Source organism: Marinomonas sp. S3726, from assembly GCF_000967665.1.
Classification (GTDB): domain Bacteria; phylum Pseudomonadota; class Gammaproteobacteria; order Pseudomonadales; family Marinomonadaceae; genus Marinomonas.
Window position 1 is genome coordinate 48,579 of sequence record NZ_JXYC01000029.1, and the last position, 13,674, is coordinate 62,252.

Below are 13,674 nucleotides of genomic sequence, written 5' to 3' on the forward strand. Positions count from 1 at the left end.
GACTTTTTTATTGAATTAATACCTTAGTTAACTGCTCGGTCTTTCGTTGCCTTAGTGATTTAAGTTACCATAGCCTTATGATTCGCCTTACCGATTTTATGAAGGTTATATATGAATATTACGATTACTGACAGTGCTCAAGAATACTTGGGTTCATTATTAGAGAAGCAAGACGTTGAAGGGATGGCGGTTCGCATATTTATTCAGCAACCAGGTACACCTTACGCAGAAACTTGTCTTGCCTATTGCCGACCTGAAGAAATGGTCGATACAGATGAAGTGTTGAATCTTCCTAAACTAAAAGTATTGATTGAAAAGAATTCAGTAAACTTTTTAGATGAAGCTTTTGTCGATTACGCAAAAGAGAAAATGGGTGGTCAGCTTACCATTAAGGCGCCTAATGCTAAAATGCCGAAAGTATCTGCGGATAGCCCACTAGAAGATCAAATTAACTATGTGCTTTATTCTGATATCAACCCAGGCCTTGCCTCTCATGGTGGTGAAGTGAGTTTGGTTGAAATCAAAGAAGGTAACATTGCTGTGCTTAAGTTTGGTGGTGGTTGCCAAGGCTGTAGTGCTGTCGATTTAACACTAAAAGAAGGTGTTGAAAAAACTTTGATTGAAAAAGTACCCGCTCTGAATGGTGTGCAAGACTCTACTGATCATACTGTGACAGATAATGCTTTCATGTAAACAATCATGAGCAAGCATAAAAAAAGGAGGCTGATGCCTCCTTTTTTTATGCTTAACGGGATTAACCGCGAGGACGCTTAGGTAGCGTATCTCTTAACTGGTCAGCCATTTCAAGTAGGCTTTTTTCAGTTGTCTCCCAGTCGATGCAGGCATCAGTAACGGATACGCCGTATTCAAGATCAGCAAGGTTCTCGCTAATCTTTTGGTTGCCCCAACCAATGTTACTCTCAATCATTAGACCCATAATAGAGTTGTTACCCTCTAGAATTTGCTTAGTTGCATCTTTAGCGACTAATGGTTGGATCTCAGGTTTTTTGTTTGAGTTCTCGTGTGAGCAATCAATCATAATGTTAGCTGGAATGTTGGCTTTTTCCATCGCTTGCTCTGTTAATGCAACATTCACAGAGTCATAGTTTGGTTTGCCGTTACCGCCACGAAGAACCATGTGGCCGTAATGATTACCTTTAGTAGTAATAACGCTTACTTGACCTTGCTCATCAATACCAAGGAAAGAATGTGAGTGAGCTGTAGACTGGATAGCATTTACCGCAACTGTCATAGAGCCATCTGTGCCATTCTTAAAGCCAATAGGGCCAGAAAGGCCACTTGCCATTTCCCTGTGAGTTTGAGACTCAGTTGTACGTGCACCAATTGCAGACCAGCTAATAAGGTCTTGGTAGTACTGAGGCGAAATTGGATCAAGTGCTTCGGTTGCTAGTGGTAGGCCTAGTTCAGAAAGGTCTAGCAATAGTTTACGGGCAATGTGCATGCCTTCTTCGATCGCAAAAGTATCGTTGCGGTGAGGGTCATTGATAAGACCTTTCCAGCCAACAGTAGTACGAGGTTTTTCAAAATAGACACGCATAACGATATACAGAGTATCGCTGACCTTCTCAGATAGTGCTTTTAGTCTTTTTGCATAATCTAAAGCGGCTTCTGGGTCATGGATTGAACAAGGTCCAATCACGATAGCAAGGCGGTAATCCTTACCATCTAAAATATTTTTAATATCATCACGGCCTTGAGTTACTGTGGCACGGATGGCTTCGCTCACTGGTAGCTCTTCTTTAAGGGCTTGTGGGGTTACCAGTGGCTTAAAAGAAGATACATTTAAATCTTCGAGACGGGCGTCGCTCATTAATCTTTTCCTGCGTTATTCTGCTAGTTTGTTATGCTTTTTTAATTATGTTTCCTCTCGGATTTTTATCCAAGGGGTTAGTATTGTACATATTGTTTATCTTTGTGCATTCAGAAAAACAAATATTTTATGCCAAACCCCATTAAAGCACTGGCAAGAACTGGTTGTAATACCTTGTTTGGTACACGTGTGGCAACGAGAGTGCCAACATAGATAGCAGGGATGGAACCAATTAAGAGTGCTACAAGAAGAGAATAGTCCACATTGCCTAAAGCGAGATGACCAAGACCTGCAACAAGCGTTAGAGGAACCGCATGGGCTAAATCTGTCCCGACTATGTTTCTTGCTGACATGGCAGGAAATAAAATCATCATTAACGCGGTACCCAGGGCCCCAGCGCCAACAGATGTAAGGGTAACTAATGAGCCTAAAATGATGCCGCTTAAAAAGATATAAGTGTGACTTTTTTGTGAGTTTGAATCTTGTGCCTTGTTTGGATTAACTAATTTCTTTTTGAAAATAATGACAAAGGCAGTCGCAACTAACATAACCCCAAGCGAGCTGGTTAAAATGGTTTGGTAATTTTCAGGTGCGTGAAACTGAGATAATACCCATATAGTGACTAATGATGCGGGAATACTGCCGGCAGCCATGCTTCCCATTATCTTCCAATTCACGTGACCGTGTTTTGCATGCATGACCACACCCGTACTTTTGGCTATGCCTGCATACATTAGATCGGTTCCAATAGCGATATTAGGTGGGAAACCAAACATGAGTAATAGGGGGGTCATTAAAGAACCACCGCCAACACCTGTCATGCCAACAGCGAAACCAACGCCAACACCCGCTAATATGTACCAAATAAAATCCATCGTTTTCCATCTATATGTGGTTTAAGCTGGCAACGTTAGTGCTTTTTCTCTATTCTATAAAGTAATATTTTCTTATGTTTTTAATTCTTTTTCGAATAAGGGCCTCTACATGAAACTACAGCAGCTTAGATATATCTGGGAAGTGGCCCGTCACGACCTGAATGTTTCAGCAACGGCGCAGAGTTTATATACCTCTCAGCCTGGTGTGAGTAAGCAAATTCGTTTGCTTGAAGATGAATTGGGTGTGGAAGTGTTTGCTAGAAGTGGTAAACATTTGACTCATGTAACACCTGCCGGTGAAAAAATTATTGAGATAGCAGGTGAGATACTCAATCAAACCAAGAACATAAAAAAAGTTGCGAAAGAGTTTAGTGACGATAGAAAAGGCTCTCTAGATATTGCAACGACTCATACTCAAGCAAGATATGCATTGCCAAGTATTATTCACCAATTTATGGAAGGCTATCCTGATGTCACGCTACATATGCATCAAGGTACGCCAATGCAAATTGCTGAAATGGCAAATGATGGGGTAGTGGATTTTGCTATAGCAACCGAAGCACTCGAGCTTTTTGGTAATCTTGTAATGCTGCCTTGTTATACTTGGAATCGCTCTGTCGTTGTGCCAAAAGATCACCCATTGGCGCAAGAGGAAAAATTAAGTTTAGAAACTTTGGCTGAGTATCCTATTGTGACTTACGTATTTGGTTTTACGGGACGTTCCCAATTAGATCAAGCTTTTCAGGCCGCAGAGCTTGAGCCGAACGTGGTGTTTACTGCTGCAGACTCTGATGTCATCAAAACTTATGTTCGATTAGGTTTAGGGGTAGGTATTGTGGCAACTATGGCCTACGATGAAAAATTAGATGAAGATCTTGTGGCGTTAGATGCTTCTCACTTATTTGAAGATAGTTGTACACGTATTGGTATACGCTCAAATGCATTTATTCGTGGTTATATGTATGAATTTATTCAATCTTTCGCACCTCACCTAACGCGAGATAGAGTTGAGGCTGCAATGGAAGCGGTAGGTCGCCACGAAGTTGATGCTATTTTTGAAGGTATCGAGCTACCAAGGTTATAGCAAAAGCAGTTTATGAATGATGAAAAAGGGTGCAATAGCACCCTTTTTTATTGAACGACTTTTATCAGAGCGTTAAAAAAGCATCTTTCGTCTTCTGTTTTTAGCTAGTTCCTAATTGGTAACTCGCTAAGGCCTTTCCACCTTGCATACATGAGTGCAACGATAAACAAAATCACTGACAAAAGTGTTTCACTCATACCATATGCCCAAGCATGGGTTTGGATCCAGTTTAAAACCCCAGCGACAAAGTAGATAAGGGTGACAAAACAGGTCCAGATTGCACCCCGATAACTTCCTGACAGAGTACCTGGAAACACCATTAATAGCGGTAGAATAGCAACGGTAAGAACTATCCAAGGGGCGTTTAACTCAATTTTATTTAAAGCCAAGTGCCAAACCGCGATGGTTATAATCAAGGCGCATAGGTTTAAAACCATTAAGGGCTTAGTCTGTTTACAAAGTGCCTTGTAAGTTTTTCGCTCAGTAGAGGTGACATGTTCTCTTTTTGCCATTGTTATCAGTTTCTCACTAAATAGACTTGAATTAAGACTCGTTTAAAAGGGCTTTACATAGCTTGGCAAGACGTTCGCCTTGGTCGTGACAAAGTTTGCTTTCTTCTTCGCTTAGGGTAGAAGAACCTGTGCTCGAAGCAAAATGGCTTGCGCCATAAGGCGTGCCACCAGATGCTGTTTTGTGAAGCGCTGGGCTTTTATAGCTCAAGCCGTGAATTATCATGCCGTGGTGAAAGAGAGGTGTCATTAATGCTTGTAGGCACATTTCTTGGCCACCGTGCATTGTGCTGGCGCTAGTAAAAACACTGGCAGGTTTGTTCGCTAGCTGACCCGACATCCATATCATAGAGGTTTGGTCTAAAAAGTATTTTAAAGGGCTGGCAATACCGCCAAAGTATGACGGGCTACCTAAGGCTAAAGCGCTGCAGTTAGCTAGATCCTCTAGGCTGCAATATGGCGCGCCATCTGCAGGAATCGGTTCTTGTGCAGCTTGAGTAATATCTGAGATTTCAGGTACTTGTCTTATCATCACATCCAGTGATGTTTGTTGCTTGGCACCGCGAGCAATATGCTTTGCCATTTCTGCAACCGAGCCGTGACGGCTATAGTATAAAACCAAAATATAGGGCGTCATTATCTCTACTTTTAATCTAGTGGATCAGCTGTAAACCTAATGTTTTGTTATTTAAAAAGTTCTAGAACTTGCTCTGGAGGACGACCAATTTTGGCTTTTTCATTGTGAATAACAATTGGGCGCTCGATCAACTTAGGGAACTGAGTCATAGCAACTAGGCGCTCTTCATCTGTTACAGAATCTAAGTGAAGATTATTTTCTTTATAGATAGCTTCTTTGGTGCGCATTAGTTGAATTGGTGTGATATCAAGCTGAGTTAATAATACTTTTAACTCATCTACACTTGGTGTGTCTTCAAGGTATAAGCGAACATCGGCTTCTATTTTGTTGCTTTCTAATAGGGCTAATGTTTCACGAGATTTGGAGCAGCGAGGGTTGTGATAAATAGTAGTCATCTTCATTCCTTATAATTTATTTCCCCCCTTAAATGATTACTTAAATAAGGGGGGAAATAAGTTGAAAGTTAGTTTAGGCGAGAAATCAGTGTCTCAACAAGCGTATCAAGCGCAAGGTCATCATTGTCACCTGTACGTCTGTGCTTGTATTCGATTGTGCCTTTGTCTAAACCTTTATCGCTAATAACTACGCGATGCGGGATGCCTAAAAGCTCAGCATCAGCAAACTTAACACCAGGGCTTGCTTTACGGTCGTCAAGCATGACATCGATACCTGCGGCTTGTAGTTCTGCATAAATGCGATCTGCCTGTTCACGCACGGCTTCAGACTTTTCGTATTTCATTGCCACAATAGACACTTGGAAAGGTGCGATGGCATCAGGCCATAGAATGCCTTTGTCATCAAAGTTCTGCTCAATCGCAGCCGCTACAACGCGAGAAACACCGATACCGTAACAACCCATCCACATGGTTTGTGCTTTGCCGTTTTCATCCAGAACATTAGCATTTAATGCTTCAGCATATTTTTGTCCAAGTTGGAAAATATGACCGACTTCGATACCGCGCTTAATTTCAATTACGCCCTTACCATCTGGAGAAGGGTCGCCAGCAACAACATTACGAATGTCAGCCGTTTCAACTTCACCAAAGTCACGTTCCCAGTTAACACCAGTAACGTGATAATCATCTTTGTTTGCGCCAGCGCAGAAATCAGATAAAACAGCCGCAGAGCGGTCAGCAATAACACGAATGCCTTTTTCAACTAAACCAATCGGACCGATAGAGCCCGGTTGGCAGCCAATTTGAGCAAGAATGTCAGCTTCTGAAGCAAACTCGAAAGGAACAAGTGCCCCTTCGATTTTTTCCACTTTAATTTCATTAATGTTGTGGTCGCCACGTAATACCAAGGCGATGATATTGCTTTCACCTTCTGCATTTTGACCTTTAATCAACATGGTTTTAACAGTTTGCTTAACATCTAAAGATAAGAAGTCAGCGACTTGCTGAATCGTTTTGCAATTAGGTGTTAGGATCTCTTCCAGCGCAAGTGTCGGTGCGTCTGCCGCTTGTTTATCACTGATTGCTTCTGCAAGCTCAATGTTTGCTGCGAAATCAGAGCTATCACTGAATGCAATATCATCTTCACCAGATTCTGCAAGTACATGGAACTCATGAGAGAAAGCGCCACCAATGCTGCCTGTATCTGCACGTACTGGGCGATAGTTTAGGCCAACACGGTCAAACACTTTGCAGTATGCGTCATGCATAACATCATAGGTTGTTTGCAATGATTCAGGAGAAGAGTGGAAAGAGTAAGCATCTTTCATCATGAACTCACGGGAGCGCATAACACCAAAACGTGGTCTTACTTCGTCACGGAACTTAGTTTGGATTTGAAAAAGGTTAAGAGGCAGTTGCTTGTAGCTGCTAATCTCATTACGAACCAGATCAGTTACCACTTCTTCGTGGGTTGGCCCAAGGCAATAATCACGTTCATGACGGTCTTTGATGCGCAGAAGCTCAGGGCCGTATTCTTGCCAGCGACCTGATTCTTCCCATAATTCTTTTGGTTGCACACCAGGCATGATGATTTCTAAGGCACCTGCCTTTTGCATTTCTTCACGGACAATGTTCTCTACTTTGCGGAACACTTTTAAGCCGGTTGGTAGCCAAGTGTACAAACCTTTAGAAACTTGGCGAATCATGCCAGCTCGCATCATCAGCTTGTGGCTAGTTACAACTGCATCAGTTGGAGGATTACGTAAAGTAGAAAATAAATAATTGCTTGCGCGCATTGTTCTGTCGTCTATTTTAGTTAAAGTTAAATGCTATTGATCAAATCTGGCTTCGATCAGACCTGGTGTTGTCACGTCCATGGCAAAAATGCCCCCTGCTTGAGGGTAATCTTTCAATTCTTCTTCAGAATGGGCACCGCGACAAGTTGATATAAAGAGTGTTTTCATATCCTTGCCACCAAATGCGACCATTGTAGGATAAATTGCAGGGACAGGGTACTCTTCTAAGATATTACCTTGAGGACTAATCTTAACAATTCTTTGTCCTTGGTAGAGTGCTGACCAATAATTGCCTTCGCTATCGACGGCGGCACCGTCAGGACGGCCATTGCCATGAGGGAAGCGGATAAAGTCTCGCTTGTTACTTGCTTCACCGGTTCCCATGTCATAGTCAAATTGATAAACCACGTGATTTGGTGTGTCGGAGTAATACATGGTTTTTCCATCTGGAGAAAAAGCTAGACCATTTGATGTCCAAGCAGCTTGATCCAGAACCTTATTTTCACCTTTTGAGAATTGATGTAGAGCACCTTTAAAGGCATCTTTAGGTGAGTACATGGTGCCAGCTAAAAAACGTCCGTTAAAATCACAGCGACCATCGTTAAACCGTGTTGTTTCTTGGTCGTAATCTGCCAACCAGTATGGCTTCAATTCCGCATTAAAGCTTTCAAATGTATATACCCCAGAACGCAGCGCAGCAATGAAACCACCTTCTTTAGTTAACGAGAAACACCCGATTGCTTCATCGAACTTTCTTATATCATGGCGATTGTTTTTGGTATCAAAGGCATGCAGCTCAAATGAGTCGATATCTACAAAATATAGGCACTCATTGATCTCGTCCCAGCGAGGGCATTCCGCAAGTTTAGCTTTAGCATCTATAACACAAGGTAAATTTGTCATCTTAGGCTCTTGATTCTGGGTGGATTTTCAATGGGGTGCTATAGTGCTTATGTATAAACGTATTGTAAATAGGAAGTCGTATGTTTGAGCTAGATGAAAGATTAAAAAAGGACTCAGTTAAAGTAGGGGAGTTTCCTTTATGTGAGTTACGCTTAATTAATGATGCTAACTATACTTGGTTTGTGCTGGTACCTAAGCGCGTTGGAATCACGGAGATTTATCAATTAGAAGAGTCAGATAGGCATACGCTAATGGACGAAAGTTGCCTATTAGCGGAAAACCTACATGACGCATTTTCTCCTGATAAGCTAAATATTGCCGCTATCGGCAATAAAGTGCATCAGTTACACCTGCATCATGTAGTGCGCTTTACTTCTGATAAAGCTTGGCCAGAGCCTGTATGGGGCAAGTTTCCAGCCCTTGCATATAAAAAGAAAGAGTTGGCCAATATTTTGCAGAAGATTCGAATGTTGTTGGCTGATGATCTTGTTGTGACTGAAGATACGGATGGTCAATTATATTTTTGAATTAAGTTGCCAATGTGCATAAGGCAGAATCTATGAGCATACGAAGAAGAAAAAAAGCTATATCCAAAGTTGTAAAACTATTGAATCTTGCTACTTCTAGTAACCCAAGTGAAGCGACTATGGCGTTAAGGCATGCAGAAACAATTGTGCGCCAAAATTCAATTAGTCGTTCTGAGGTGCCTTTATCTGCTTTATGTGACCCGATTACCTTAAATAAAGTGAAATGGGGGGCTAAGGCGCAATCAACTTATACCCCTAAATACGCCAGAACGTCTTCGGCAACAAGCCAGCAATTTAATGAAGCGCCAGTTGATAAAACACATACCTATGCAGGCGCAAGAACAATACTTGATGAAGAGTATGTTTCTGAACACGAGTATGACCCGATAAAAGAAGCTGCAAGAGAAAACGAAGAGCGCGAAGCTGAAAAGTTACGTAAAAAAGCTGAAAAGTTAAATGCTGAGAAAGCGAGAAAAGCGGCTGAGCTAAAAGAAAAAGAAGCTCAGAAAGCAGCTAGAGAGCAAGCCGAAAAAGAAAGGCTAAAAGCGGCGGCAGAGTTGCAAACAGAAAGAGAAAGGCAAGAAATTGAACGTTATGCTGCACAAGCCAAATTAAAGATGGAGCATGAGCAAGCTGAACTTGCGAAGAAGAATGCAGAGCAAGGTTTGCTAGATGAAGTTCAGAATGATGAGATTAAAGCTGACCAAGTATTAGATGAAAATGCAGGCATGGAAATTGATGAACAAGTCGAAGGGCCTCATGACATACGTAAGGAATCAGAACCAATGAAAGCAGAGACGATTAGCGCTGAAAGTGATGTCACCTCAAGTGCGTCTTTGAATACAGATAATGTGATTAATGCGGCCAATGCGTTCAGGCGTGAAGGGGTGATATTCAGTAAGCAGCTTAAAGATCAATATGCTGCGAGTGACCCAACTATTCCTTTTGAGGAAGATGAATACTGGCAAAAAGTTGCAGCTCAATTGGCTGACTTTGATGAAGGTGAGATTCAGTCATCAATAGATACTATTGAAAAGCAACTGGTTTTATCTAAAGAGTCTCTCGCTGAAAAAAGGCAATCTAGACTAGATGCTGAGCAAGAAGAGCTTAGTGAAAGAGCTGAGCGTGCTCGTATCGAGTTAAGTTTTGAAGAAGCAATTGAAAGAGCGTTTCAGGCGAGAGCCAAAGCCTATGAGGCTTGGGAAAAGCAAAAGTCTGAAATTAGAGTTGAATGTCTACGCTCAGAGCAAGAAGCTCAACATGGTTATGAAGAACTGACCCAAGACTTAGACAGAGTAAAAGCAGACTTTCAACAGCATGTTAAACGTAAACAAGACTTCCATGCTGCCAAAATTATGCATGAGCTACGTTGCCATTTGGCGCTTGCTGTTTCTGTTAGTGGCGAAGGCAAAGATTCGTTCGACAAAGTTGTTACTATCATGTCAGAAGCGGGATTAACGCTTAAAGACTTAGAGTTCTCAGATATTAAAAATAAGAGCTTATTTATTCGCCTGTTAGAAAGAGAAACAGCGTCTATTGAGGATGTTGTTGCAAGAGAAAGTCATACAGAAGAGATGCTTTCAAAATTTTTATCTTCTACTTTAACGAAGCGAGAGCCTGTTAAAACTGAGAATCCATTGCAGCAAATTGAGAAACTTTTAGGTGCTGCAAGTCTTGGTTCTCAATTTGAGGCGCAAAAAAGTATTGAGCAAGCCTTCCATTTAATGGAATTACACGGCATTAGTGTGAGGGATATTGATCTAACGAAAATCACTAAGTATTCAGTTTTTGTACGTCTATTAAATTGGGAAGCTGAAAAAATCCCTTCACTTACTGAGCGAGAAAAGTTCACTGCTTCAATTTTGGAAGAGTATGTCACTTCTTCTATTCATGGTGATACGGGTGTGAGGGAAAAGGTAAGTAAGAATAAAGCCTAATCAAAGCTGATTAAACTAAAAAGCCGAGTCTCGATTGAGGCTCGGCTTTCTTATTTCTACTAGCTGCAAAAGGCTTACTATTACTAAAATTGCCCTAAGAGCTCTGAAGGTAGAATGAAATATTTAGGTTTGGTAGTTTTTAGCGATTGAGTGCTTCTACCACAAAAGCATTTGCTTTATCTTGATTTTGCTTCTCAAGGCGAGAGCCATATTGGCCAACAATGAGTGAAGCGCAATAGCAAGCAATTGTGGCTGCAGTATCAAAGCTTGCGCCTTTTAGAAGAGCGTGAATAAAGCTGCCCGCGAACATATCGCCTGCACCTATGGTATCAAGTTGATTAATGGTTGGTACTGGGGTTTCAAATAATGTTTCGCCATCCCAACTTAAAGAGCCTCTTGAACCACAAGTAACAACAAATTGCTTGATGTTGTTTTTAAGCCAAGTAATAGCCCCTGTCAGTGTTTCTGCTTGAGTTAACTCCATAGCTTCATCTTCATTCATGAAGAGTAAGTTAACGCCATCTTTGATTAGGGCTAAAAAATCATCCCTAAAATACTTAACAAGCATAGGGTCGCTCATGGATAGCGCACAAATGTTGCCGCTTTGACTAGCTGATTTAGCTATGGTGTGAAGTGCTTCTTTACCGTACTCAGAGCTGATTAGATAGCCTTCTAAAAAACAGATGCGAGCAGACTTTGCTACGTCTAAATTTACTTGATCAGGGCCAACTAGACCGCCAACACCTAAAAAGGTGTTCATGGTTCTATCTGCGTCTGGAGTAATCATGGCAAGGCAGGTGCCTGTATCGCCTTTAGGGAGAGGGGTGCTATCTAGGTTGGACTGGATGTTTTGATGGATTAAGTTCCGATGGAAGAAACGGCCCATTTCATCGTCAGCAACTTGGCAAGAGTAAAAGCATTTACTGCCAAAATTTGCGGTTGCTATGGTGGAGTTTGCAAGAGATCCACCACAGGATTTATGTTCAATTTTTTGTCTTAGTTGATCAAGTAACTCATTTTGCCTAGCTGCTTCTACTAGGGTCATACAACCTTTTATAACCTTGTTATCACTTAAAAATTGATCTGTGACGCGAGTTTCTACGTCAACAAGGGCGTTGCCAATACCGTATAGGTCAAAATGATTCATGTACTTAAAGAGCCTAAGTTTTTACAAAGGTTGCGGATTATAGAGTCAGTTATCCTAGGAAACAAATGTTAAAGCATAAAAAGTACGAAAAGCTTGGTGATCGGCTATAAAGTGTTCATTTTTACAAATGATAGGGGTTATTTGGCATCAGCTAGGTGAATAAATGGCATTAGCGCTTTTCATAAAGCTGTGCTTCTTTTAACATTCCGGCTTCGACAAAAATGGTACTCGGTAGGAGAGGCTCATGAGTGTTATTCGCGAACAAGATTTGATTACAAGTGTTGCTGACGCATTACAATTTATTTCTTATTACCACCCAATCGACTTTGTGGACGCTGTTCATGAAGCCTATAAGCGTGAAGAAAGTCAGGCAGCAAAAGATTCAATGGCGCAAATCTTGATCAACTCAAGAATGTGTGCAGAAGGCAAGCGTCCTTTATGCCAAGATACAGGCATAGTGACAGTCTTCTTAAAAATTGGCATGAATGTTCAGTGGGAATCTGAAATGAGCGTTCATGACATGGTTAATGAAGGTGTGCGTCGTGCATACACTCATCCAGACAATGTTCTACGTGCATCCATTCTTGCTGATCCTGCTGGAGCTCGTAAAAACACTAAGGACAACACGCCAGCCGTTATTCATATGGAAGTGGTGCCAGGTGACACTGTGGAGGTGCACGTGGCAGCAAAAGGTGGTGGTTCTGAGAATAAGTCAAAACTCGCTATGTTAAACCCATCAGACAGCATTGTTGAATGGGTTAAAAAGACAGTGCCTACTATGGGTGCGGGTTGGTGTCCGCCGGGTATGCTGGGTATAGGTATTGGTGGTACTGCTGAGAAAGCAATGTTAATGGCGAAAGAGTCGTTAATGGAGCCAATCGATATTCATGAACTTATGGATAGAGGCCCGCAAAACCGTTCTGAAGAATTGCGTTTAGAAATCTTCAAAGCTGTAAATGATCTGGGTATAGGTGCGCAGGGTCTAGGTGGTCTTACTACAGTATTGGATGTGAAAATCCATGACTGCCCAACTCACGCGGCCTCTTTGCCTGTTGCTATGATCCCAAACTGTGCTGCGACACGTCACGCTCACTTTGTACTTGACGGTTCTGGTGCTGCTGATCTTGAGCCGCCGAAGCTTGAAGACTGGCCTGAAATTGTTTGGGAAGTAGGAGAGAGTGTTCGTCGCGTTAAACTTGAAGATGTCACACCAGAATCAGTGAAAGAATGGCAGCCAGGCGAAACTATTTTGTTAAGCGGTAAAATGCTGACAGGCCGTGATGCGGCGCATAAGAAAATGGTTGAGATGATCCAAAATGGTGAAGAGCTACCTGTTGATCTGACTGGTCGCTTTATCTATTACGTTGGACCAGTTGATCCAGTGCGTGATGAAGCTGTTGGTCCTGCTGGTCCTACCACTTCTACTCGTATGGATAAGTTTACTCACACCATGCTTGCTGATACAGGCTTGCTAGGCATGATAGGTAAAGCTGAGCGTGGACCAATCGCGATTGAAGCAATTAAAGAGTTCGGTGCTGTTTACCTTATGGCTGTTGGTGGTGCTGCTTACCTAGTATCAAAAGCAATTCAAAAAGCTGAAGTTGTTGCCTTCCCAGAATTGGGAATGGAAGCTATTTATGAGTTTGAAGTTGTTGATATGCCGGTTACTGTTGCTGTAGACACTAAAGGTACCTCTGTACACATTACAGGTCCTGCAGAATGGAAAGCGAAAATCGAAGCTCAGGCATTAGAAATTAAATAGCCTTAACTGCTTGTTCTAAAAGGCGTAGCTACTTATATGTGGCTACGCCTTTTTAGTTTATAGAGGGAATAAAACGTTTTTTAAGGGAAAATGTTAGAAAAAAGTTAAAAGGGCTTGCTTATAGCATTTTCTCATGTATAGTAGCGGCCTCTGTCAGCAAGCTCTTGTTGGTATCTCCTATAATTAGGACGCTCTTTAAGAATTTAATCAGATAATTTGTGTGGGCACTCGCTAGAGACTTCAGCAAGTCGTTCGAGTTGTTAATTGTTTA

Annotated in this window: 13 protein-coding genes; 5 read left to right on the forward strand and 8 right to left on the reverse strand. The window is 41.8% G+C overall.

Annotated elements, in window-relative coordinates:
- Positions 1-111 precede the first annotated feature (111 nt).
- Positions 112-693, forward strand: a complete 582-nt coding sequence (gene nfuA / locus TW85_RS20155; protein WP_046018950.1) for a Fe-S biogenesis protein NfuA — start codon at positions 112-114, stop codon at positions 691-693.
- Positions 694-754: 61 nt separating this feature from the next.
- Here nfuA and TW85_RS20160 read toward each other — a convergent pair whose 3' ends face one another.
- Together TW85_RS20160 and TW85_RS20165 are read right to left on the reverse strand one after the other, a co-directional pair.
- Positions 755-1,831: a 3-deoxy-7-phosphoheptulonate synthase gene (locus tag TW85_RS20160; RefSeq protein WP_046018951.1), complete on the reverse strand. Its 1,077-nt coding sequence runs from the start codon at positions 1,829-1,831 to the stop codon at positions 755-757.
- Positions 1,832-1,941: 110 nt separating this feature from the next.
- Positions 1,942-2,706, reverse strand: coding sequence for a sulfite exporter TauE/SafE family protein (locus TW85_RS20165; RefSeq protein ID WP_046018952.1), 765 nt, complete (start codon positions 2,704-2,706; stop codon positions 1,942-1,944).
- A gap of 109 nt (positions 2,707-2,815) precedes the next feature.
- On the opposite strand from TW85_RS20165, the gene cysB reads away from it, so the two are divergent.
- A complete protein-coding gene (gene cysB / locus TW85_RS20170; protein WP_046018953.1) occupies positions 2,816-3,790 on the forward strand; it encodes an HTH-type transcriptional regulator CysB in 975 nt (324 codons plus the stop codon).
- Between the two features lie 104 nt (positions 3,791-3,894).
- Here cysB and TW85_RS25680 read toward each other — a convergent pair whose 3' ends face one another.
- The 5 genes from TW85_RS25680 to TW85_RS20195 form a co-directional block, all read right to left on the reverse strand.
- Entirely contained in the window at positions 3,895-4,302 is a 408-nt protein-coding gene (locus TW85_RS25680) for a DUF2069 domain-containing protein (protein ID WP_052702330.1), read from the reverse strand.
- Between the two features lie 31 nt (positions 4,303-4,333).
- The gene (gene wrbA, locus TW85_RS20180; protein ID WP_046018954.1) at positions 4,334-4,936 is read right to left on the reverse strand and encodes an NAD(P)H:quinone oxidoreductase; all 603 of its coding nucleotides are present in this window, start codon (positions 4,934-4,936) and stop codon (positions 4,334-4,336) included.
- A 47-nt stretch (positions 4,937-4,983) separates the two neighbouring features.
- The gene (arsC, locus tag TW85_RS20185; RefSeq protein WP_157196993.1) at positions 4,984-5,331 is read right to left on the reverse strand and encodes an arsenate reductase (glutaredoxin); all 348 of its coding nucleotides are present in this window, start codon (positions 5,329-5,331) and stop codon (positions 4,984-4,986) included.
- 68 nt (positions 5,332-5,399) lie between these two features.
- A complete protein-coding gene (locus TW85_RS20190) occupies positions 5,400-7,127 on the reverse strand; it encodes a proline--tRNA ligase (RefSeq protein WP_046018956.1) in 1,728 nt (575 codons plus the stop codon).
- Positions 7,128-7,160: 33 nt separating this feature from the next.
- On the reverse strand, positions 7,161-8,030 hold the full coding sequence (locus TW85_RS20195; RefSeq protein ID WP_046018957.1) for an SMP-30/gluconolactonase/LRE family protein: 870 nt from the start codon (positions 8,028-8,030) through the stop codon (positions 7,161-7,163).
- Between the two features lie 80 nt (positions 8,031-8,110).
- On the opposite strand from TW85_RS20195, the gene TW85_RS20200 reads away from it, so the two are divergent.
- Positions 8,111-8,557: an HIT family protein gene (locus tag TW85_RS20200; protein WP_046018958.1), complete on the forward strand. Its 447-nt coding sequence runs from the start codon at positions 8,111-8,113 to the stop codon at positions 8,555-8,557.
- 32 nt (positions 8,558-8,589) lie between these two features.
- Positions 8,590-10,494, forward strand: a complete 1,905-nt coding sequence (locus TW85_RS20205; protein ID WP_046018959.1) for a DUF2786 domain-containing protein — start codon at positions 8,590-8,592, stop codon at positions 10,492-10,494.
- Positions 10,495-10,633: 139 nt separating this feature from the next.
- Here TW85_RS20205 and TW85_RS20210 read toward each other — a convergent pair whose 3' ends face one another.
- On the reverse strand, positions 10,634-11,641 hold the full coding sequence (locus tag TW85_RS20210) for an adenosine kinase (protein ID WP_046018960.1): 1,008 nt from the start codon (positions 11,639-11,641) through the stop codon (positions 10,634-10,636).
- A gap of 244 nt (positions 11,642-11,885) precedes the next feature.
- Between TW85_RS20210 and TW85_RS20215 the strand changes: the two genes are divergently transcribed.
- Positions 11,886-13,403, forward strand: coding sequence for a fumarate hydratase (locus tag TW85_RS20215; protein WP_046018961.1), 1,518 nt, complete (start codon positions 11,886-11,888; stop codon positions 13,401-13,403).
- Positions 13,404-13,674: the final 271 nt, after the last annotated feature.

Bases quoted from the DNA above. Each gene is read 5' to 3' on its own strand.
- arsC (WP_157196993.1), bottom strand. From the start codon at position 5,331: ATGACTACTATTTATCACAACCCTCGCTGCTCCAAATCTCGTGAAACA.
- TW85_RS20210 (WP_046018960.1), bottom strand. From the start codon at position 11,641: ATGAATCATTTTGACCTATACGGTATTGGCAACGCCCTTGTTGACGTA.
- wrbA (WP_046018954.1), bottom strand. From the start codon at position 4,936: ATGACGCCCTATATTTTGGTTTTATACTATAGCCGTCACGGCTCGGTT.
- TW85_RS20200 (WP_046018958.1), top strand. From the start codon at position 8,111: ATGTTTGAGCTAGATGAAAGATTAAAAAAGGACTCAGTTAAAGTAGGG.
- cysB (WP_046018953.1), top strand. From the start codon at position 2,816: ATGAAACTACAGCAGCTTAGATATATCTGGGAAGTGGCCCGTCACGAC.
- TW85_RS20205 (WP_046018959.1), top strand. From the start codon at position 8,590: ATGAGCATACGAAGAAGAAAAAAAGCTATATCCAAAGTTGTAAAACTA.
- TW85_RS20165 (WP_046018952.1), bottom strand. From the start codon at position 2,706: ATGGATTTTATTTGGTACATATTAGCGGGTGTTGGCGTTGGTTTCGCT.
- TW85_RS20195 (WP_046018957.1), bottom strand. From the start codon at position 8,030: ATGACAAATTTACCTTGTGTTATAGATGCTAAAGCTAAACTTGCGGAA.
- TW85_RS20215 (WP_046018961.1), top strand. From the start codon at position 11,886: ATGAGTGTTATTCGCGAACAAGATTTGATTACAAGTGTTGCTGACGCA.
- nfuA (WP_046018950.1), top strand. From the start codon at position 112: ATGAATATTACGATTACTGACAGTGCTCAAGAATACTTGGGTTCATTA.
- TW85_RS20190 (WP_046018956.1), bottom strand. From the start codon at position 7,127: ATGCGCGCAAGCAATTATTTATTTTCTACTTTACGTAATCCTCCAACT.
- TW85_RS25680 (WP_052702330.1), bottom strand. From the start codon at position 4,302: ATGGCAAAAAGAGAACATGTCACCTCTACTGAGCGAAAAACTTACAAG.
- TW85_RS20160 (WP_046018951.1), bottom strand. From the start codon at position 1,831: ATGAGCGACGCCCGTCTCGAAGATTTAAATGTATCTTCTTTTAAGCCA.